The 20,020-nt window shown below is 34.9% G+C and carries 22 protein-coding genes; 7 read left to right on the plus strand and 15 right to left on the minus strand.

Annotation, left to right across the window (positions count from 1 at the left end; translation table 11 throughout):
• Positions 1-668 precede the first annotated feature (668 nt).
• Together QP953_RS18800 and QP953_RS18805 are read left to right on the plus strand one after the other, a co-directional pair.
• Positions 669-1,799 carry a terpene synthase family protein gene (locus tag QP953_RS18800; protein WP_052599393.1) on the plus strand — a complete coding sequence of 377 codons (1,131 nt, stop codon included), beginning with the start codon at positions 669-671 and terminating at the stop codon, positions 1,797-1,799.
• A gap of 225 nt (positions 1,800-2,024) precedes the next feature.
• Positions 2,025-3,386: a cytochrome P450 gene (locus QP953_RS18805; RefSeq protein ID WP_309552371.1), complete on the plus strand. Its 1,362-nt coding sequence runs from the start codon at positions 2,025-2,027 to the stop codon at positions 3,384-3,386.
• 70 nt (positions 3,387-3,456) lie between these two features.
• On the opposite strand, the gene QP953_RS18810 is transcribed toward QP953_RS18805, so the two are convergent.
• From QP953_RS18810 to QP953_RS18820, 3 genes are all read right to left on the minus strand, one after another.
• The gene (locus tag QP953_RS18810) at positions 3,457-3,879 is read right to left on the minus strand and encodes a hypothetical protein (RefSeq protein WP_052599391.1); all 423 of its coding nucleotides are present in this window, start codon (positions 3,877-3,879) and stop codon (positions 3,457-3,459) included.
• A gap of 114 nt (positions 3,880-3,993) precedes the next feature.
• On the minus strand, positions 3,994-4,401 hold the full coding sequence (locus tag QP953_RS18815) for a hypothetical protein (protein WP_052599390.1): 408 nt from the start codon (positions 4,399-4,401) through the stop codon (positions 3,994-3,996).
• 128 nt (positions 4,402-4,529) lie between these two features.
• On the minus strand, positions 4,530-4,946 hold the full coding sequence (locus QP953_RS18820) for a hypothetical protein (protein WP_052599389.1): 417 nt from the start codon (positions 4,944-4,946) through the stop codon (positions 4,530-4,532).
• An 882-nt stretch (positions 4,947-5,828) separates the two neighbouring features.
• Here QP953_RS18820 and QP953_RS18825 point away from each other — a divergent pair.
• Positions 5,829-6,899, plus strand: coding sequence for a terpene synthase family protein (locus QP953_RS18825; protein ID WP_052599388.1), 1,071 nt, complete (start codon positions 5,829-5,831; stop codon positions 6,897-6,899).
• A gap of 73 nt (positions 6,900-6,972) precedes the next feature.
• Here QP953_RS18825 and QP953_RS18830 read toward each other — a convergent pair whose 3' ends face one another.
• The 4 genes from QP953_RS18830 to QP953_RS18845 form a co-directional block, all read right to left on the minus strand.
• A complete protein-coding gene (locus QP953_RS18830) occupies positions 6,973-7,362 on the minus strand; it encodes a hypothetical protein (RefSeq protein ID WP_156039880.1) in 390 nt (129 codons plus the stop codon).
• A 161-nt stretch (positions 7,363-7,523) separates the two neighbouring features.
• Positions 7,524-7,937, minus strand: a complete 414-nt coding sequence (locus QP953_RS18835; RefSeq protein WP_052599386.1) for a hypothetical protein — start codon at positions 7,935-7,937, stop codon at positions 7,524-7,526.
• Positions 7,938-8,075: 138 nt separating this feature from the next.
• Entirely contained in the window at positions 8,076-8,486 is a 411-nt protein-coding gene (locus QP953_RS18840; protein ID WP_052599385.1) for a hypothetical protein, read from the minus strand.
• 201 nt (positions 8,487-8,687) lie between these two features.
• Positions 8,688-9,101 (minus strand): hypothetical protein, encoded by a 414-nt coding sequence (locus tag QP953_RS18845; protein ID WP_052599384.1) that lies wholly within the window; start codon positions 9,099-9,101, stop codon positions 8,688-8,690.
• A 227-nt stretch (positions 9,102-9,328) separates the two neighbouring features.
• On the opposite strand from QP953_RS18845, the gene QP953_RS18850 reads away from it, so the two are divergent.
• Entirely contained in the window at positions 9,329-10,045 is a 717-nt protein-coding gene (locus QP953_RS18850) for a hypothetical protein (protein WP_052599383.1), read from the plus strand.
• Between the two features lie 78 nt (positions 10,046-10,123).
• Here QP953_RS18850 and hisIE read toward each other — a convergent pair whose 3' ends face one another.
• From hisIE to hisG, 8 genes are all read right to left on the minus strand, one after another.
• Positions 10,124-10,717, minus strand: coding sequence for a bifunctional phosphoribosyl-AMP cyclohydrolase/phosphoribosyl-ATP diphosphatase HisIE (hisIE, locus tag QP953_RS18855; RefSeq protein WP_309552373.1), 594 nt, complete (start codon positions 10,715-10,717; stop codon positions 10,124-10,126).
• Positions 10,717-11,472: an imidazole glycerol phosphate synthase subunit HisF gene (hisF, locus tag QP953_RS18860; protein WP_309552375.1), complete on the minus strand. Its 756-nt coding sequence runs from the start codon at positions 11,470-11,472 to the stop codon at positions 10,717-10,719. The genes hisIE and hisF overlap by 1 nt, the downstream gene beginning before the upstream one ends.
• Positions 11,466-12,191 carry a 1-(5-phosphoribosyl)-5-[(5-phosphoribosylamino)methylideneamino]imidazole-4-carboxamide isomerase gene (gene hisA, locus QP953_RS18865; RefSeq protein WP_408913539.1) on the minus strand — a complete coding sequence of 242 codons (726 nt, stop codon included), beginning with the start codon at positions 12,189-12,191 and terminating at the stop codon, positions 11,466-11,468. Before hisA ends, hisF begins: the two co-directional genes overlap by 7 nt.
• 8 nt (positions 12,192-12,199) lie before the next feature.
• Entirely contained in the window at positions 12,200-12,787 is a 588-nt protein-coding gene (gene hisH / locus QP953_RS18870) for an imidazole glycerol phosphate synthase subunit HisH (RefSeq protein ID WP_309552379.1), read from the minus strand.
• A 60-nt stretch (positions 12,788-12,847) separates the two neighbouring features.
• The gene (hisB, locus tag QP953_RS18875; RefSeq protein ID WP_309552380.1) at positions 12,848-13,984 is read right to left on the minus strand and encodes a bifunctional histidinol-phosphatase/imidazoleglycerol-phosphate dehydratase HisB; all 1,137 of its coding nucleotides are present in this window, start codon (positions 13,982-13,984) and stop codon (positions 12,848-12,850) included.
• A 2-nt stretch (positions 13,985-13,986) separates the two neighbouring features.
• On the minus strand, positions 13,987-15,036 hold the full coding sequence (gene hisC / locus QP953_RS18880; protein ID WP_309552382.1) for a histidinol-phosphate transaminase: 1,050 nt from the start codon (positions 15,034-15,036) through the stop codon (positions 13,987-13,989).
• Between the two features lie 4 nt (positions 15,037-15,040).
• Positions 15,041-16,336, minus strand: a complete 1,296-nt coding sequence (hisD, locus tag QP953_RS18885) for a histidinol dehydrogenase (RefSeq protein ID WP_309552383.1) — start codon at positions 16,334-16,336, stop codon at positions 15,041-15,043.
• A gap of 76 nt (positions 16,337-16,412) precedes the next feature.
• Positions 16,413-17,276: an ATP phosphoribosyltransferase gene (gene hisG, locus QP953_RS18890; protein WP_052599376.1), complete on the minus strand. Its 864-nt coding sequence runs from the start codon at positions 17,274-17,276 to the stop codon at positions 16,413-16,415.
• Positions 17,277-17,963: 687 nt separating this feature from the next.
• On the opposite strand from hisG, the gene QP953_RS18895 reads away from it, so the two are divergent.
• From QP953_RS18895 to QP953_RS18905, 3 genes are all read left to right on the plus strand, one after another.
• Entirely contained in the window at positions 17,964-18,374 is a 411-nt protein-coding gene (locus QP953_RS18895; RefSeq protein ID WP_309552385.1) for a hypothetical protein, read from the plus strand.
• Between the two features lie 228 nt (positions 18,375-18,602).
• The gene (locus QP953_RS18900) at positions 18,603-19,181 is read left to right on the plus strand and encodes a DJ-1/PfpI family protein (RefSeq protein WP_309552387.1); all 579 of its coding nucleotides are present in this window, start codon (positions 18,603-18,605) and stop codon (positions 19,179-19,181) included.
• 390 nt (positions 19,182-19,571) lie between these two features.
• Entirely contained in the window at positions 19,572-19,982 is a 411-nt protein-coding gene (locus QP953_RS18905) for a hypothetical protein (RefSeq protein WP_052599372.1), read from the plus strand.
• The last annotated feature ends 38 nt before the right edge of the window (positions 19,983-20,020 follow it).

The following is a 20,020-nucleotide window of genomic DNA, read 5'->3' on the forward strand; positions in this document are numbered from 1 at the left end:
TTATTTATTTAACTTTTAACACAATCAATTTTTAATTCCCTAACTTCACCAACAACCATAACTCAAAGTTTCCTATTTCAACAACCTCTCTATACCGTACCGCTTATATTATCACTCGCTCCACTTAGGGAGCAATCCGTACCAATTGACTTTCTTACAAAATTAGAAACAACCCATTTTTAATATCGCAAGAGTGAGATACCTCCTATTTTACAATTTTAATTTTAAAGTTTGTACTGTCCCTCCTATTCAACGCTGCTAAGGCTGTTGTCTAGTTAGGTGATTTATGTGCTTAATGTTTGTTGATGATTGAACCACCACAATCATTGGGACATCTTATGCCTTCATTTAACTTTTCTTCATTTAACTTTTTTTATTGATAAGTTATATCAAGCGAGATCCTTCTGTTTTAAAACAAAAATCACAACATATAGCCCGAGATATTCACCTTATCCAGTATAGATTTTTATCTATTGAAAGTACGAATTACTTTCCATTACTCCAGTTAATTATCACAATGTTTTTAGATAGTTAAAACGGCTTTTGTATGTCCTAACCAAAAAGCAACACTTAGTGTTAGTGATGATCGTAATAGTCTTATATCTAATGGATAAAAACAGGGAAAATGTACAATCTTATTTTTCAACCCCTTATAAAGAAATTGTACCATGAAAGAAAGAAATCAAGAAGCAAACGAAGGTAACAAACCCAACGTATCACAAATCGCTAACGATTTTCAAGACAATTTATCCGCATGCCCTGTTAGCCCCTTCAACTCTAAGCAGCTAACCATTTCTACACTAGAAATACACTATCACGAAGCTATTCAAGATATTTTGAAAGCTACCTCTAAATTGACCAAAGAGCTGGATATCCAACTAGAAGAGGTCTATTCTGCTCATACAAGTATGACTGCATTTTTATACCCCAACTCAGGTAGGTATAGATTGGTCATTGCCAATGTTCTCTACGATTTTCTATATTACATCGATGATCTTTTTGGAGAGGACATAGAAATTGGAGAAGACGACGAGCGTCCTTCATTGATGGCAATGATGCAAATTTGGAAAACTGGAAAAATCCAAGATGGCTTTTTAGATGCTATTAAAAACCCAAAAATTAAGAACATCTATAACGCTTTACTTTGGATTAGAACTAAGTTATTTCAGAGCTCTGAGCCTGCATTTTTCAAAAAACTATCTGGTCTGCTTTTTGAGCATTTGAAAGATCAGTTGGAGCCTAAAGACTTTAGCACTGTAGACGAATATATTTTGCTAAGAAGACGTTTTGGTGGAATGTACCCTGTTGCGTTTCTTGTAGAATACTGCAACAATAGATACCTTGCCGCAGGTACTTTAGAAAAAGTACCTAGTCTACAAAAAGCAATTGATGCATGTGCTGATATTGGAGGTTTATCAAACGATATTTTCTCCTATCCCAAAGAAAGTCACAGCAAGTTTAATTTGGTCAACAGTTATTTAGTTGCTCATCCAGAAATGACATTAAAAGAAGCTGTTCAAAATTCTATCGACCTAGTTAACGACTGTCACTTTGAATTTGACCAAGCCATAGAGCAACTTCAAACAGAGGTTAAGGTTTTATCTGAAGAGCAACAAATTACTGTGTTAAAATTTGCAGAGGGTCTAAAAGATATTTTATCAGCAAGCTACCACTGGCAATTTGTTACTCAGCGTTTCAGACATGACAACCACATTTTGGAAGACTTGAAACACGAATCTACTTATACATTCAATTCGAAAGTTAAGAATTTGATTCCTCTAATCAAGAAACATGCATAAAGTAAATGGAATTATCGACTGAATGATAATGAAATTTATTATCTTAATACAAAGTATGACCTTAGTCTTTTAGTAGACTAAGGTCATTTAATTCTATTGTTATTTCCTCATTTTTTTATTGGTCTGACTATCAATGTCTATACCTAAACAGTCACTAATTTTTTAGTATTACGCAACTATAAGGTTAGTGGATTATTGATTCAAAACACTTAATATATTTTCATAATGGAGAACCCTGAAGTTAATGTTCCTAAAATGGGATTGCTTGCTTTTTTACGCAAGCTTCCTAGTATGAATCGCAACTTGATCCTTTTTTTTAAAGAAATATTAGACCAGAATGATGGTCTTATCAAACTTCCTAACAAACTTACCCTAACCGATGACGCTGAATTGATTCAGTATTTTTTACAAAAGAATAATTCTAACTATATCAAAACCTCTTTAGTTAGAACTTTTGTAAGAGATCAAATTGGAGATGGTCTTTTTACATCTGACGGAAAATATTGGTTGAAACAACGCAGAGCTATCCAAGCTGGTTTTCACAAAAAAAAATTAGTTGGCATTTCTAAAATTATGCTTGATGAAATCAATCAATATATGGATAATATCTTGGACGTGTATGCAGAAACAAACCAAGAAATTGATCTCGAAAAAGAAATGACTTACTTGGCATCAAAAGTAGTTTCCAAAAGCTTGTTCGGGCAAGAGTTTGACAATGAAAAAATTGATGTTATTGATGATAGCATTGCCAAAGCAAATGAATACATTGTCGCTGTTGCCAAACAGCCATTTCTAAAACCTTGGTATCATCTCAATGGCGCTTATAAGCATATTGTCAAACAAAAAAATATTCGAGATAAATTTATCTTAGATTTCATCGAAGAACGAAAAAAATCTGGCGAATCAAAAGATGATTTGCTAGGTATGTTGTTGGATACCGAGTATGAAGATGGTTCTAAGATGACGAATAAACAGTTGCTAGATGAATCTATTATTTTGATTGTTGCAGGCAACAAAACATCTGCTGTTACAATGGCTTGGCTCTTCTATTTGCTAGCCAAACACCCTGGAATTGAAGAAAAAGTGCTGCAATCAGTCACAGAAATATTGGGAGATGAAGAACCTTCCATCGAAAGTATTCGCTCATTGACTTATCCACTACAAGTCCTAGAAGAAACAATGCGAATGTATCCCGTTGTCTGGCTTATTGACCGAGAACCCGTAGAAGATGACGAGTTTTCGGGCATCAAAATCAAAAAAGGAGAAGACATTGCAGCATTTGTATATGGTCTACATCATAATCCTAAGTACTGGAAAGATCCTGAATGTTTTGACCCTGAGCGTTTCACTCCAGAAAATAAAAAAGAACAGGTTCCTTTTTCTTATTTACCTTTTGGAGGAGGACCAAGAATTTGTATTGGGAAAAATTTTGCTATTATGGAAATGCAATTCATTTTAGCCATGTTTATTCGGAGGTACAAATTTGTCTTATCGCCAGGACAAAACATAGGTTTTAAACCTTTGCTTACTCTAAGTCCAACGAATGGTATTAAAGTTCGAGTTCAAAAAAGAAATCCAGCTAGCTAATAGAATAGGCATAAAAAAACTATCTACTGAAATTCAATAGATAGTTTTTTTATTTCTCTGATGTAATATTTTATCCATTTTTCTTTTTTTCGATACATTCTAGCAACCATTTGATTGCCTCGTCTCGTTTTTTTTCATCAAATATTTTGACAGGAGCTTGTCCTCTTTTGCCATCTGTCAACTTGGATTTACCAGTTATTTTCAAAAAAAGGTTTCCGACAATCTTTGAACCAAAAGAAGTGGTTAACATTGCTGTTGCGACTTCTCCTATTTCTGCTTCAGAATAACATTTTAGAACTTCTTTACTAAGATAAGTATTTGCCGTATTACTTAACAATCCCCTCACTTTGCCATCTACCGCTTTTCTCATAGCAGCCACATTTTCTTGTGCAATTTCTAATGTATCAGGCTCTGTCCATTCTTTGTTAGGCAATATTTCAACAATATCGTCGGGTCGAACCTTGATGATTAGTGCTCTAGTCCTGTATTCCATAGTTTCTATATTTAAAGTTTGTTACAATCACATATTAAGCCTAATAAATATAACATTATTATAACAATTAAACATAAAATATATAGGGGTATTTTTATATTTTTCTTAATTTTATCATTTTCGTTTTTTGGCTTTGGCAATTTCATCTAACAAGAACTCAATTGCTGCTTTTCGATCGCTCATTGCAAAAATACGAACAGGTGCATCTCCTCTACTTTTGCCTGTTAACTTCAAAAATAGATTGCCTACTATTTTTGACCCAAAAGAAGTGCTTAACATTGCTGTAGCCACTTCTCCTACATACGCCTCATTGTAGTAGTTCATAACTTCTCTACTAAGATAAGTATTGGGGTTTTCGCTCAACAGCCCTCTGGGTTTTCCATCTACTGCTTTTCTTATTGCTGCCACGTTCTCTTTGGCAATTTCTAAGGTATCAGGTTCTACCCAGTTCTTATCAGGGATAATCTCAACAATATCATCTGGTCTAACCTTGATAATTAGTGCTTTAGTTCTGTATTCCATAATCTTTATGTTTAAGGTTCTTTATTATACTTTTATGTTGTTTTATAATTCTAAGTAAACTCAACAGTATATCTAAATATATGAAAACATAAATTCATAAAAAAGAAATATAACTAAAAACTATTATTTTAGCCCCTTTTAGCCTGTTTTTTAGCTTTATTAATATGCTCTAATAACCAAGCAATCCCTTCTTCTTTGTTGCTTGCCGAAAAAATACGTATGGGAGCATCTCCTCTGCTTTTTCCTGTTAGTTTTAAGAAAAGGTTTCCGACTACTTTTGATCCAAACGAATTGGTCAATATAACAGTAGCCACTTCTCCTACTTCTGCTTCACTATAATAGTTCATTACCTCTTTGCTTAGATACGTACTTGGTGTGCGACTAAGCAACCCCCTAGGTTTTCCATCTACTGCTTTTTTCATGGCAGCGACATTTTCTTTGGCGATTTCCATCGTATCGGGCTCCACCCAATCTTCATTTGGCACAATGTCTACAATGTCATCTGGTCGAACTGTAATCGTCAAGGCTCTTGTTTTGAACTCCATTTTTTTTTGTAATTAATAATTATCTATTGAATATAATGCCAAGGGGAAATCCTCCAATAACATCAATTATTAAGTATGTTATAAAATATAAGTACAAGAGAGATTTGAGAATCTTTTTTTCACTCCAAAAATAAATTAATTTTTTAACTGTACAATAAATATATGTAAACTACACCTTAACAAGACCATATAGGGTTCTTTATTTATATGTATTTACTTATTTTGGTCAAAAATTCCAATATCCTCTCGTATAATTCAATTCTAATACTTATTTATAATAAATATCAAGAATTAAAGTACAATATATTTTTAAGAAACCAATCTAGATACTAATAAAAAAAAGAAATTAATTTATATTAGCAGCTCATTAAAAGCCGTTACAAATTGACACATATAATTTATTAAAATTAATTTTATATTAATTAAAACATTTGATTATTTTGTTTATATTTGTAAACAACATAGTAAAACGACATACTTACTTTTAAAAGTAGTTTCGCCCACAAATTATTCCCTTCAATACTGTATAGCGAATATACCACTCACTCTATTAAGGAGTACACGTACCAGTTGACACTTTCTTACAAAATTTATTAACACAATCTAATCTTAATATCTAAGGGTAAGAAGCCTCTATTTTTTGCAATTTCATTTTTAAAAGCTTGTGCTGTTCCTCCTTTGTAATACTCTTATTGACGTTTTGCGAAGACTGGCGAAGCCTTGCATTGACTGAACAAAACTGTTAACTGCATAAAATAATTCAGAACCAACAATAAACCAAAACTATGCAGCATCTAACAAAGAATTAGGCTTCTATAAATAAGCAAATTAGGGAACCTCACAATGCCATTTATTTATCCCTTTTAAAAGAAACCACACACTATGAAAGAAAGAAATACAACCACTAAAAATTTCGACTTTTTTTCAAATCATTTCACACTACGAACCACAACCACTTTTAACTCTCAACAGCTCAGTATTTCAGAACTAAGACCCCAACATCATGAAGCAATGGAGAGCATTTTATTGGCAACTTCACGTTTATCCAAAGAACTAAATATCCAAATTGACCAATCCTATGCAGCCCATACAACAATGACCTCGTTTTTATATCCAAAATCTGGAAAATACAGAATCGTTATTGTTAATATTCTATACGATTTGCTGTATTACATTGATGATTTATTTGGAGAAGATATAGAAAAGAACCAACAGGAAGACAAACCTGCTTTGTCTGAGTTGATGTATATCTGGCAAACAGGAAAAATAAACAGCATTTATTATAACCAACTAACTAGCAATGAGATAAAAACAGTTTGCACTGCATTACAATGGGTTCGAAACAAAATATTTCAAAGTTGCGAACCTACTTTTTTCAAAAAATTATCTTGGCTTTTGTTTGAACATTTGAGAGATCAATTAAAACCAGATGCCTACGAATCGACAGAAGAATATATTCTATTAAGAAGAAACTTTTCGGGGATGTATGTTGCCATTTATTTAATTGAATATTGCACGGGCAGGTATTTAAATCACGATCTTCTAGAGAAAGTACCTAGCTTGCAAACCGCTATTGACTTATGTGCAGATATTGGAGGATTATCAAATGATATATTTTCTTATCCTAAGGAAAGCCATAGCCAGTTCAATTTAGTAAATAGTTTTGGGGTGCTTAAACAAACAAAAACCTTAGATAAAGCAATTCAAAAATCCATTGATTTGGTTAATAATTGCCACGCCGAATTTAAGAAGATGATCAAACAAATTCGTACCGATATTAAGGGCTTAACAGTAGAAGAAAAGGTAACCGTTTTGCAATTTGCCGATGGGCTTAATTCTATTCTATCCGCTACTTATCATTGGCAATTTGTAACCAATAGATATCGCCACCACCAGCATATTTTAGAAGACATGAAGTATTCGTCTGAACAAATTAACCAAAGAGCATCATAATCGAATCTTTTTCATACAAAAAGCCATTTCCAAAGATTGGAAATGGCTTTTGTTTTTTATCGTCAAAGTAAAATTACTTGCGTTTAGCAATTTCATTGAGTAACCATTTTTCAGCAGCTTCTTTTTCAGTGAAAATATCTACTAAAAATGTCGCTTGCTTATCATTAGACTCAGAATATTTTTTTATCAGTTTTAAATACAGATTACCGACTACTTTTGATCCATACGATGTAATCAATAGTGCTGTAGCCACTTCATCTATCTCTCCATTGATATAACATTCCAAGACCTCTTTTCCTATATAATGATCAGGCAGATGTCTTAATATGCCTCTTTGCTTCTTGTCCACAGCTTTTTTCAAAGCTTTAGCATTTTCAGTAGCCGTTTCAATTGTATCAGGCTTGTCCCAATATTCATTATTGATTACTTCTACAATGTCATCTGGTCGGACTACAATAGTCATTGATTTAGTTTTAAATTCCATATCGCTCTGTTTTTGGGGTTAAACATTGACAATTAAAATAAGCTTTTTTTTCGACAAAAAAGCTCAAATAATAAAATTGTGATTTAATAAAAAGTATTCCTATATCAATTTTTCAAAGATAAGGCTTACTCTTCAACCCTTTATTTTGAATAGAGAGCGATTTGCTCCAATAACCATGCTTCCGCTAGTTCTCGTTTGGTAAATATTTTGACAGGAGGTTTGTCACTTTCCTGTTCTGCATTTTTCTTTTTTCCTGTTAATTTCAAATAAATGTTTCCAACTACTTTAGAAGCAAAAGACCGAGTCATTAAAGCAGTTGCGACTTCTCCTATTTCTGCCTTGATATAACATTCCAGCACTTCTTTTCCAACATACGTATCTGGCATATGACTCAAGATACCTCTCTTTTTTCCATTTACTGCTTTTTTTAGCACCTTGGCATTTTCAGTAGCGGTCTCAATTGTATCTATATTTTCCCACTCTTCGTTATTGGTCACTTCTACAATATCATCTGGCCGAACCTTAATTGTGATAGATTTTGTTTTGTATTCCATTTTTCTTCTTTTAGCTAAATTGACAATTAAAATAAGCTTATTTCTTATAAATCAAATGCCAAATCAGTGAAACAGAACTACGATCTATCAACCATACACCTTGCTGCTATCCTTCAACTTCTATCGTTTTGAATTACATCAATTTGTATGGTTTGCTATTTGTTCTAGCAACCATGCTTCAGCATCCTCTTTTTTTGTAAATATCTTTACTGGAGCCTTGCCTTCTACGCTTTTCGTAGCAGCTTTACCTGTCAATTTTAAAAACAAATTTCCGACTACTTTTGATCCAAAGGAAGTTGTTAACAAAGCGCTAGCTATTTCTCCTATCTCAGCATTTTCGTAACACTCCAATACCTCTTTTGACATGTATGTACTTGGCATGTGACTCAACATAGCTCTTGGTTGTCCATCTACTGCTTTTTTTAACATTGCAATATTTTCTTGAGCAATTTCTATTGTGTCTGCGTCATTCCAGTTTTCATTGTTTAAAATCTCTACAATTCCATCAGGGCGAACAATAATTGTCAATGCTCGTGTTGTTAATTTCATGGTTATCTAATCTTAATAAATGTAAATTAATTTCGTATTAGAAGGCTTTTGATTGAGGGGGGTTGAATTAAAGAGTGCGAAATTAATATATTTTTTAATTTTAGACATACGAAATCCATATTATTTATTGGAGCAAGGTATTTAATTTATTAATTAACCACCTGCACCAAAAATAAGCAAGACAATTTGTCGCCAAAAAATCTATTGATGCTTGGCTATTTGGCTCAAAAGCCAAACGACAGCATCTTCTTTTTTGCTAAAAATTCTAACAGGAGCTTGATTTTTAATTTGACTTGATTTAGCCGCTTTTCCTGTCAATTTCAAATAAGCATTACCCATAACCTTGGCACCAAAAGAAGTCGTTAACATAGCACTTGCCACTTCACCAATTTCTGCTTTGTCATAGCAATCCAATACTTCTTTGCTCATATAAGTACTTGGCATATAGCTCAGCAAAGCTCTCGGCTTATTATCTACTGCTTTAATTAACATTTCGATATTCTCTTTGGCAATCTCAACCGTATCGGGTTGATCCCAACCCTCATTGGTATGCATTTCGATAATTCCATCAGGTCGAACTTTGATTGTCAACGCTCTTGTTTTGTATTCCTTCATATCCCTTTCATTTTTCAATAATAATAATATCAAAATATAAATTATATTAGATATAATCAATTAAAATATCAAATATTTAAAATATTAAATACAACCTTAACACTTAACTTTGCTAAAAAAATTATATCGGAGTAAAATTTAGAAACAAATAAGAAGCAAAACTTGACATTTGTGTAAAAAAAAATTAGTTTTACTTAACTAAAAATGTTAACAGATTATTTATAAATATGAAAAAACAGAGTATCAATAGAGAATATAATTTCCCTGATGCAGATTTGTATGCCCAATGCAAAGAACGCATCCAATATATCAAACGAGATCAGAAAGAATTTGAAAGTTATGCTTATGCTGATAGTAAAATCAAGCACTTTGAGCAATTGTGTAAAAGATTCTCTGATTTGCCAGATGATGACGAGTTGATTGGCAATCAAATGGAAGCTACTAGCAAGAAAAATGATGCCAAAGAAAAACTAAAAACAGCCATTCGATCCGTTATGACTCGCGTTGCTAGCAAATACAATACGCGTTCGGGACATTACCGAAAGTTTGGTACTATCAAAATGAATGATATGAGTGATCCTAAGTTGCTACTTTGTGGGCGTCGTGTTGTACGTGTTTCTAATAAACTGTTGGACTTTTTGGCGGAAACAGGCTTGAGGCAGCCTCACATAGATGCTGTTCAAAGAGCAGCAGCAGCATTTGAAAATACCATTCATATCCAACAAGATAAAGTTTCTGATAGAGACATTTCTGTAGAAAAACGCATTGAATTGGGCAACGAACTTTATCGTGAATTGGTTTTAGTTTGTAATATAGGAAAGGATATTTGGGCAGAAAACAATAAGGCCAAATATGAAAACTACACCATTTACGAAAGCAACAATGATCAGAAAAAAGCTCGAAAAGAACGCCTAAAGCAAGAGGCTAAAACAACAAAAAAATAGCTTTTCGTTAGACAGTGCCCAAGACTTACAAAGGCACTGTCTAATCATTTTAAACAATAAAAAAGCCATACAAAACTGTTATTGATGGCGCTTTTCTAAAACAGCTAATACCTCGCTCAAAGTATAGTTTTTAGCCGCCAGTAGCACCAAATAATGATACATTAAATCCGCAGCCTCTCCCAAGAACAATTCCTTGTTATCATCCTTGGCTTCTATCACCAACTCTATGGCTTCTTCTCCCAACTTTTGAGCTACTTTGTTGATCCCCTTTTCTAATAATTGAGCAGTGTACGAACTATTTTTCAAATTATTTTTCCTCGACTGAATGACAGTCTCTAAGTATTTCAAATCAAAATTGGACTTATTCTCTGTATTAAAACAGGTTCCTGTCCCTTTATGACAAGCGGGTCCTTTAGGCTGCACTTGTATTAACAAAGTATCTTTATCACAATCCTCTTGGATAGCAAGTACTTTCAAATAGTTACCCGAAGTTTCTCCTTTTGTCCACAAACGCTTCTTCGTTCTGCTATAAAATGTTACTAGTTTTGTAGCTTTTGTCTGCTCAAAAGCAGCTTGATTCATGTACCCCAACATTAAGACATTTTTTGTCTTGGCATCTTGTATAATCGCAGGTACTAAGCCTCCTGTTTTTTCGTAATTCAATTCTATCATTATAATCGTACAGCTATCTTATGTTGATTTAAATAATTTTTTAACTCAGGGATGCTAATTTCTTCAAAATGAAAAATACTAGCGGCCAAAGCCGCATCGGCTAATCCTACCTCAAAAGCATCTTTAAAATGCCCTAAATTTCCAGCTCCTCCAGAAGCAATAATAGGAATGGTCAGCTCTTTTGACAACAAAGCCAATAGCTCATTGGCAAAGCCTTTTTTAGTCCCATCGTGGTCCATAGAGGTAAATAAAATTTCACCCGCTCCCAGTTGCTCTGCTTCTTTTGCCCAAGCCAGTAATTCCCAGTCACTCTTTTGACGACCTCCTCCTGTATAAACACGCCAGTGACCGTTTTCTAACTTAGCATCTATTGCCACCACGACACATTGGCTTCCAAAGCAATTTGCTAGCTCTTGAATCAAATTAGGTTGGCGAACCGCAGCAGAATTAATTGTAATTTTATCCGCTCCCGCTTGCAATAGACGTGCTACATCTTCAACCGTGCTAATTCCACCGCCAACCGTAAAAGGAATTGAAATAGCTTGTGCTACTTTTTCCACCAAATCCACTAATGTTTTTCGTTTTTCATGACTAGCCGTTATATCCAAAAACACCAGTTCATCTGCCCCTGCTTCTGTGTATTTTTTTGCCAATTCAATGGGGTCACCAGCATCTCTTAAACCTACAAAATTAACCCCTTTTACCGTTCGCCCATCTTTTATATCTAAACAGGGAATAATTCGTTTTGTCAACATGATACTATGAATTTTTCGAGTTCTTTTAATTTAATTTTTCCTTCATAAATCGCCTTACCTATAATCACTCCATGACAGCCTAACTCCTCTAAACGCTCAATCTCCTGAATCGAATTGACGCCTCCACTAGCAATCAATTTTACCTTAGGAAAACGCTTGATAATAGTCTCATATAAGCCAACAGATGTTCCTTGTAACAAACCATCTTTGGCCACATCCGTACAAATACAGTATTCTATTCCCTTTTTTAAATAGTTCTCTAAAAAAGGAAACAACTCTTCTGAACTTTCTTTTTGCCAACCATGAACAGCTATTTTCCCTCCTTTGACATCGGCTCCCAATATAATCTTATCGGCTCCATAAACTTCTATCCAGCGACTTACTAACTCAGGATTGGAGACCGCAATGCTTCCCGCTGTAATTTGACTTGCTCCTGCATAAAAGGCAACATTAAGGTCTTTATCCGATTTAATTCCTCCCCCAAAGTCAATCCTCAAATTGGTTTCTTTGACGATATTTTCTAAAACACTAGCATTAACAATATGCTTCGCTTTGGCTCCATCCAAATCTACCAAGTGCAACTGCTGAATGCCAGCATCTTCAAACGATTTGGCGACCTCTACAGGATTGGTATTGTATACTTTTTTTTGTTCATAATCTCCTTGTGTCAAGCGCACACATTGACCATTAATAATATCTATTGCAGGTATAATTTTTATCATAATTTTTATAAGTCTATAAAGTTTTTTAAAATTTTTGCGCCAACACTTCCCGACTTTTCAGGATGAAATTGTGTCGCATAAAAATTATCTTTGTGTAACGCTGCGCTAAATGCTCCTCCATAATTACAACGGGCGATTGTATGGACACTTACCTCTACATAGTAGCCGTGTACAAAGTATACATAGCTCCCCGAAGCAACTCCCTCTAACAAGGCTGTAGGCTCACAAGACAGTTGATTCCATCCCATGTGTGGCACTTTCATTCCTTTTTGAGGCATAAAACGTTTCACCTGTTGTGGAAAAATTCCTAAACCTTTGACATTTCCTTCTTCCGAAAAATCGCAAAGCAATTGCATCCCTAAACAGATTCCCAATACAGGCTTTTTCAAATTTTTAATCACCACATCCAAACCTGTTTGCTCTAAATAAGCCATAGTTGAATTGGCGGCACCAACTCCAGGAAAAATTACTTTGTCTGCCTCAGAAAGAACAGCAGCTTCTTTTGTCAAAATGGGTACTACCCCCAAACGTTCCAACGCAAATTGTACCGAACGGGTATTTCCTGCATTATAATCTATAATTGCTACTTTCATTTTATTGTTTCAATAGTTCGTTAATTTTGTAATTTTTAAATCCCCCATACCGACCCAAGCTTACAATACTCCTTTCGTTGAAGGCAAACGCTGGTTGTAAACATCTCGCTTGATAGCCATCTTGATAGCCTTTGCCCAAGCCTTAAAAATGGCTTCTATCTTGTGGTGCTCATTCGTTCCATTAGCTTGAATATTCAAATTGCAACGTGCCGCATCAGAAAAAGACTTAAAAAAGTGAAAAAACATTTCTGTAGGCATTTTCCCAACCATTTCTCGCTTAAACTCTGCTTCCCAGACGATCCAATTTCGTCCTCCAAAATCCAATGCCACTTGCGCTAGACAATCATCCATTGGCAAGCAAAAACCATAACGTTCTATTCCCTTTTTATTACCCAAAGCCTTTCTAAATGCTTCGCCCAAAGCTATGGCTGTATCTTCAATCGTGTGATGTTCATCCACATCCAAATCTCCCTCAACCAATACCTCTAAATCAATTCCCGCATGACGTGCCAGTTGATCTAACATATGGTCGAAAAAGCGAATTCCTGTCTGATTATTGGCCTTAGCGGTTCCATCTAAATTCAACTGGATTTTAATTTGAGTCTCTTTGGTATTTCGCTCTATTTGCACCATCCTAGATGGTAATTTTAAACACTCATAAACCTCTTGCCAATCCTTGGTGGTTAGTTGAATCGTCTGTTTTAATTGCTCCACTCTTGCCGCACACTCTTCTTTTCCCAACTCCGAAGGATTTAACCAAATTCCTTTTGCGCCTAGATTCTTAGCCAACTTCATATCGGTCAAGCGATCTCCTATTACAAAGGAATTTTCCAAATCATAATCCCCTTCTAGGTATTGGGTCAACAAGCCCGTTCTAGGCTTTCTAGTTGGCGCATTATCAGCAGGAAAAGAACGATCAATCAAAACCTCACCAAACACAATTCCCTCATTTTTAAAAGCTTGAATGATTTTATTCTGAGCAGGCCAAAATGTTGCTTCTGGAAAAGAATCTGTTCCCAAACCATCTTGATTGGTTACCATAACTAACTCATAATCTAATTCCACTGCTATTTTAGAAAGGTATTGAAATACTTTAGGGTAATACTCTAGTTTCTCCAAACTATCCAACTGATAATCAATAGGTGGCTCAATTACTATAGTGCCATCTCTGTCTATAAATAATACTTTTTTGCTCATTGTCATTTTATTTTTAAAGTGGAATAACTACTTAAAACCGCTAGCAGCTTCTCATTTTCTACTTTTGTTCCTATCGTTATTCTCAAACAATTATCACACAAAATCACCTTGCTTCGGTTTCTGATGATAATCCCTTGTTCTATTAAATATTGATAAATTGTATCAGCTTCCGTGACTTTTACTAATAAGAAATTCGATGCAGATGGGTAGATTTCTTCTACAAACACTAGCTTAGACAAGGCTTTTGCTAGCAATGCTCGTTCGGATAAAATCGTAGCAATGTCTTCTTTCAAAGTACTCCAATCTTGTAGTTGACTCAAGGCGTATTTTTGCGTTAATACATTAACATTATAAGGCGGCTTAACTTTGTTGAACAAGGCAATGATTTCTGGGCTTGCCAATGCCATCCCCAATCGAATGCCAGCCATTCCCCAAGCTTTAGAAAAAGTTTGCAACACCACCAAATTAGGATATTTTTGAATCCATCGTGTGCAAGAAGCCTGCGTTGAGAAGTGTATGTAGGCCTCGTCTACAACTACGATTCCCTCAAATTTTTCGATCAGCTGCTGTAGTTTTCCTACATCAAAATCATTCCCTGTTGGATTGTTGGGGCTGCACAGAAAGAGTATCTTTGTTCGTTCGCTTTGTGCCGCTAAGATGCCTTCTACGTTAGGTTGATAATCTAATTCTAAGGGTACTTCTATGACCTGAATATTATTCAAACAAGCAGATACTTCGTACATCCCATAAGTTGGTGGCAATGTAATAATGGCATCTTTTCCAGAGTTGCAAAAAATACGCAACAATAAATCAATAGCCTCATCACTTCCGTTTCCCAAAAAAATTTGCGTGGCATCTAATTCCACCAAAGGCTCAATGGCTTTTTTCAAATCGTTTTGCAATGGATCAGGATAACGATTGTAATTGGTTCGAATGGTATTCTCATTGGCGTCTAAAAATACGTTAGCATTCCCCTTAAACTCTGAACGTGCCGAGGCATAAGGAGTCATACTTAAAATATGGGGGCAAACCAGTTCCTTTATTTTTTTCATACTTCTAATTTTTAATGTCTGTAGATTTTAGTGTTCTTAATCGAATACTGACAGCATTTTTGTGCGCCTCCAACTCTTCGGCAGCAGCCATTAATTCAACTGCCCATCCAATGTTTTTTAAGCCTTTGATACTCGCTTTTTGAAATGTTATTTTTTTGACAAAGGAGTCTAGTGAAACACCGCTATAATTGCAAGCAAAGCCATTGGTTGGTAAGGTGTGATTGGTTCCTGAAGCGTAGTCTCCCAACGATTCAGGCGTGAAGTTTCCTAAAAAGACCGATCCTGCATTGGTTATTTTTTCAGCCATTTTATCTGCCTCAACTAGATTTAGAATTAAGTGCTCGGGTGCATATGCGTTGATAAATCGAATCATTTCTTCTGAGTTCTGCAATACAACGGCTCGACTATTTTGAAGGGCTACTTTTGCGATGTCTTTTCTTGGCAACCGTTCAATTTGCTGGCTTATAGCACTTTGAACTTCTTCAACGACCTTCATATTATCACTAACCAACATAACTTGGCTATCCACTCCATGTTCTGCTTGAGAAAGTAAGTCAGCCGCAACAAAAGCAGGATTGGCTTGTTCATCTGCCCAAACTAACAACTCAGAAGGTCCTGCAGGCATATCTATCGCAACACCTTGTTGACTGACCAGTTGCTTGGCACAAGTAACATATTGATTCCCTGGTCCAAAAATTTTGTATACCTTAGGAATGCTTTCTGTTCCAGAAGCCATCGCTCCAATAGCCTGTACCCCACCTACTTTAAAAATTTGGGTGCACCCAACCAAACTGGCAGTGTATAAAATAACGGGATTGATTTTACCCTCTTGAGTCGGTGGTGAACATAGAATAATTTCTTGGCAACCCGCTAATTTTGCAGGAACCCCCAACATTAAAACCGTAGAAAACAAAGGCGCTGTTCCTGCTGGGATATACAAGCCCACTTTGTCAATCGCCACACTTTTTCTCCAACAATTGATTCCTGAAGTGGTTTCAACCACTTTCACGCTATCTCTTTGACTCTCGTGAAAGGTTTCTATATTTTTTTTGGCAGCTTGAATGGCTGCTTTTAAGTCTTCAGGCACTAATTGGATGGCTGCTTTAATTTCATCCTCCGAAACACTCAAGTTATCTATGACGACTTGATCAAACTTTTGGGTGTATTCTTTTACTGCTGCATCTCCCCTTTCCTTTACCCTAGAGAGAATATTTTTCACAAGCCCTTCTAGGTTTTCTGTCTCGATAACAGGACGTTGCAACAAAGCTTCCCAGTTTTTAGGATACTCAATAATTTTCATAACGTTTTTTTCTGTTTTAATTTTAGACAAATAGATTGATTCCAATAGTTAGCTGCGCTGCTACTATAATTCATAACTATACAATCATTTTTTCAATGGGAATGACCAAAATACCTTCGGCCCCTGCGGCTTTGAGCTTATCAATCACCTCCCAAAAAGCCTGTTCCTGAACTACAGAGTGTAAAGAGCTCCAATTTTTATCTTTCAAGGGCAAAATGCTAGGGCTTTTCATACCTGGCAGCAAAGCACAAATTGCTTCTATTCTGTCATTTGGGGCATTCAGTAGAATGTATTTGTTATGAGCAGCGGCTTGTTTTGCTCGAATTCTAAAGAGTAGTTGTTCGAGAATCTGTTGCTTGCCAAGGGATAAGTTTTGATTGGCAATGAGTACCGCTTGCGATTTTAGTATAACTTCTACCTCTTTCAAGCCATTGCTCAATAAAGTAGAGCCCGAACTAACCAAATCACAAATCCCTTCGGCCAATCCAATGCTAGGTGCTATTTCAACAGAGCCACTAATAGAGTGTATGTCTGCCTCGATGTGTTTTTCTTTTAGATATTGTCGTAAGATGTTGGAATAAGTGGTAGCAATTTTTTTTCCTTGCCAATAATCCAATCCAGTATAAACTTCATTTTTAGGAATGGCCAAAGACAAGCGACATTGTGCAAAGCCCAAGTCCAATATCTTGTCTACTTTAGCTTGTTCTTCCAATAAAACATTTTCTCCTAAAATACCGATATCAGCAACGCCATCTTCTACATATTGAGGGATATCATCATCTCTCAAATAATAAATTTCTAAAGGGAAATTAGTTGCGGGTGACAATAACTTTCGTTTTCCATTTTGCAATTGAATACCACAATCGCTTAACAATTGCATTGATTTTTCAGTTAGCCGACCTGACTTTTGGATGGCAATACGAAGAATTTCGTTGTTCATGACCTTGTTTGTTGTAATTAAAAAGAGAAATATAAGATGGGCAAAAAACAAAAAAGGCTTATCACCAAGTGATAAGCCTTTTCGTATTTTGTCTTCTACCTAATTGATTCGCTAGGAATGGAAATTATGATGAGTAGAATGATGGACACATACAGTAGCCTCACTTGACTGACAATGCAGCAAATGATGGATATGATGTGTATGTGCGTTACTCAAAAACATAATTATTATTAGAAGTGTTTTTTCTGATTTGTTACTACAAACCTAGTATTTTTTTTCTGAAACTTCCAAATTTTCTTTACTTTTTTTGTTTTACAACAATTACTCTACCTACCTAAACACTTTCTAATCATTCTACTTACCCACTTGCTTTTTAAGCTAAAATACATTATAATTGTCTTAATACCATATCATTCCCTTTCTTAAAAAAGCTTTACAAAGGTTTCATCCACACCACCTCAACTATCCAATTCGATTGTTATTCGCAGTCGTGAATTTTAACTAATATTTAGCAATTCTAGGAGTAATAAAACCAACTTTTTAATCCAATTATTTGTTTTATCAATACAAGTTTTAATCCTTAATAATTAAAAATTTTAATCAAAATATGTTGCAAGAGAATACATCCGATACAGGATAATAATCAATGACAACGTACTATTATCTCACCTTCAAAAAATAGTAATTATGAAGCATATAATTTTTACTTTAATTTTAAATATAGTACTCCTCCCTATATCTTTTTCACAAGGACAAAAAGCTTTAATCAAATCTTTTGACACCGATTCAAAAGAACTAGTCGTTGATATGGTTGGTCGTGTTTTGGTCAACGAATGGGATGAAGATTATGTACGTGTCATGAGCAACATAGAAGTCAATAATTTTAGTGATCAGGTTCTGATGCGTTTGGTAAGCCTAGGGCGCTATGCTATTTCTTCTGAAACTATTGATGGTGTCATGAAAATTCAAATGCCTAGAATAGCACACCAAGTAAGCATCAAAGGAGAAGTGTTAGAAGAAGTGTTAGAATATCAAATTTTTGTTCCTAAAGGCATGAAAGTAACTGTCCTAGGGGCTCACAACTACATTAACTTTTAGAATCTATTAATACTCTAACAGTCGATACTTCAATATATTTTTATACCAAAATATAAAACTTCAATAATCAATTAATACCTTAGCCTCTAGCAATTGCTAGAGGTTATTTTTTAGGCTATAAGAAATGACAATTGGTAATTCGCTATAAAAACCATTCTCATTTCGAAACCAAACATTATTAATCTAGTACTGTGCGCTACCTTAGTTAAAAGTACTCAAAATGATTTTATGCATAAAAAAGTATTTATCTTTCTCTTTGACGGATTTTCAGACTGGGAAATTGCTTTTCTTTCTCCTGAAATCAAAAAAAGTCCGTCGATTGAACTTATTTATTTCTCAAGTACAGGACAAGCTGTCTCATCTATGGGAGGATTACAGGTGATGCCTAATATTTCATTGGAACAAATTGATCCACAAGAAGTTGATTTATTGGTACTTCCTGGCGGGAGTGCATGGGAGCGCAATAAAAATAATGAAATAGAAACGCTGGTCAAATCCTTAGTCGAAAACAAAAAAAGTATTGCTGCTATCTGTGCTGCAACAACCTACTTAGGCAAACTCGGTCTTCTCAATCAAATCAAACACACTAGCAATGCCCTTCATTATTTGCAAAGTATTGCTCCTCAATATACTGGTGCTGTCAATTATACTGATGCGCTAGCTACTTCTAGTCGCCATATTATAACTGCTAATGGGATTGCTCCAATCGAATTTGCCAAAGAAATATTCTTGCAATTAGAATTATATGACCTTGCTACAATTGAAAAATGGTTTCAGCTGTTTAAGAATGGGATTTGGAAGGTATAATGGCTTATGAAAAACTCGTACAGACGATTCAAGATAGTAAGCATGCTACTCATTCTAACATTCCTTTTTAGAACCTGTTTGTTCAAAATGATGTTTTCTTATTCTGCAATTGATCTATGCTGCTTTGTTTAACTCTATTGTCAATTTCATTTTTCAAGATCAACAACTTCAAGCAAAGTATAAAGCTCAACATCTTGTTGGAAAAATAGATTTTTTGGGGATGGATTTACATAGATTTTTTAGTAGTTCCTTTTTTAAAAATCACGACTATAATGTTATCATTGATTTACAGACAAATAAGGCTATATATATTGATCCTGTTATTAGCGACTATTTTTACATTCACCAAATTTCTGCCACTAAACAGTAAAACATTCTAAAATTACATCCATGAAAGTTATTGACGATCAAAGAGAAATCCCTTCCTTTTTTTCCAAAGCATCTATTTTATTTTTATCCACATTCTTCGGTTCTTTATTTGGAGCTTTTGTATATATATCCAATTTACAGGTAGTCAACAAAAAGCACCTGATTTTTCCTACCATTTTATCCATCGCAATCGTCAATGGGTTTGTCATTTCTAAAATTTACCCAATACTATCTTCAATCCCTTTTCCTATTCTATATCCTCTGCTTAACGCCTTTAGCAGTCTATTGTTAATTGGTCCTTTTTGGAATTATCATTTAAAAGAGCACAAAGTTTATGATACCAATAGCATTTGGGGACCACTAGCAGCAGGAGTATTAATTTTTGGCGGTTTTATTGCGATTGGTTTTTACCTAAAGTCTGTTAATGGCTAAAATATAGCTGTTCCTCCTCTTACACTACTTCTGGAAGT

Origin of the sequence: Aureispira sp. CCB-E, from assembly GCF_031326345.1 — a bacterium.
GTDB lineage: Bacteria > Bacteroidota > Bacteroidia > Chitinophagales > Saprospiraceae > Aureispira.

Bases quoted from the DNA above. Each gene is read 5' to 3' on its own strand.
- QP953_RS18900 (WP_309552387.1), top strand. From the start codon at position 18,603: ATGCATAAAAAAGTATTTATCTTTCTCTTTGACGGATTTTCAGACTGG.
- QP953_RS18845 (WP_052599384.1), bottom strand. From the start codon at position 9,101: ATGAAGGAATACAAAACAAGAGCGTTGACAATCAAAGTTCGACCTGAT.
- QP953_RS18815 (WP_052599390.1), bottom strand. From the start codon at position 4,401: ATGGAATACAGAACTAAAGCACTAATTATCAAGGTTAGACCAGATGAT.
- QP953_RS18850 (WP_052599383.1), top strand. From the start codon at position 9,329: ATGAAAAAACAGAGTATCAATAGAGAATATAATTTCCCTGATGCAGAT.
- QP953_RS18820 (WP_052599389.1), bottom strand. From the start codon at position 4,946: ATGGAGTTCAAAACAAGAGCCTTGACGATTACAGTTCGACCAGATGAC.
- hisB (WP_309552380.1), bottom strand. From the start codon at position 13,984: ATGAGCAAAAAAGTATTATTTATAGACAGAGATGGCACTATAGTAATT.
- hisC (WP_309552382.1), bottom strand. From the start codon at position 15,036: ATGAAAAAAATAAAGGAACTGGTTTGCCCCCATATTTTAAGTATGACT.
- QP953_RS18825 (WP_052599388.1), top strand. From the start codon at position 5,829: ATGAAAGAAAGAAATACAACCACTAAAAATTTCGACTTTTTTTCAAAT.
- hisH (WP_309552379.1), bottom strand. From the start codon at position 12,787: ATGAAAGTAGCAATTATAGATTATAATGCAGGAAATACCCGTTCGGTA.
- QP953_RS18810 (WP_052599391.1), bottom strand. From the start codon at position 3,879: ATGGAATACAGGACTAGAGCACTAATCATCAAGGTTCGACCCGACGAT.
- hisG (WP_052599376.1), bottom strand. From the start codon at position 17,276: ATGAACAACGAAATTCTTCGTATTGCCATCCAAAAGTCAGGTCGGCTA.
- hisF (WP_309552375.1), bottom strand. From the start codon at position 11,472: ATGTTGACAAAACGAATTATTCCCTGTTTAGATATAAAAGATGGGCGA.
- hisD (WP_309552383.1), bottom strand. From the start codon at position 16,336: ATGAAAATTATTGAGTATCCTAAAAACTGGGAAGCTTTGTTGCAACGT.
- hisIE (WP_309552373.1), bottom strand. From the start codon at position 10,717: ATGATAGAATTGAATTACGAAAAAACAGGAGGCTTAGTACCTGCGATT.
- QP953_RS18840 (WP_052599385.1), bottom strand. From the start codon at position 8,486: ATGAAATTAACAACACGAGCATTGACAATTATTGTTCGCCCTGATGGA.
- QP953_RS18805 (WP_309552371.1), top strand. From the start codon at position 2,025: ATGGAGAACCCTGAAGTTAATGTTCCTAAAATGGGATTGCTTGCTTTT.
- QP953_RS18895 (WP_309552385.1), top strand. From the start codon at position 17,964: ATGAAGCATATAATTTTTACTTTAATTTTAAATATAGTACTCCTCCCT.
- QP953_RS18835 (WP_052599386.1), bottom strand. From the start codon at position 7,937: ATGGAATACAAAACAAAATCTATCACAATTAAGGTTCGGCCAGATGAT.
- QP953_RS18800 (WP_052599393.1), top strand. From the start codon at position 669: ATGAAAGAAAGAAATCAAGAAGCAAACGAAGGTAACAAACCCAACGTA.
- QP953_RS18905 (WP_052599372.1), top strand. From the start codon at position 19,572: ATGAAAGTTATTGACGATCAAAGAGAAATCCCTTCCTTTTTTTCCAAA.
- QP953_RS18830 (WP_156039880.1), bottom strand. From the start codon at position 7,362: ATGACTATTGTAGTCCGACCAGATGACATTGTAGAAGTAATCAATAAT.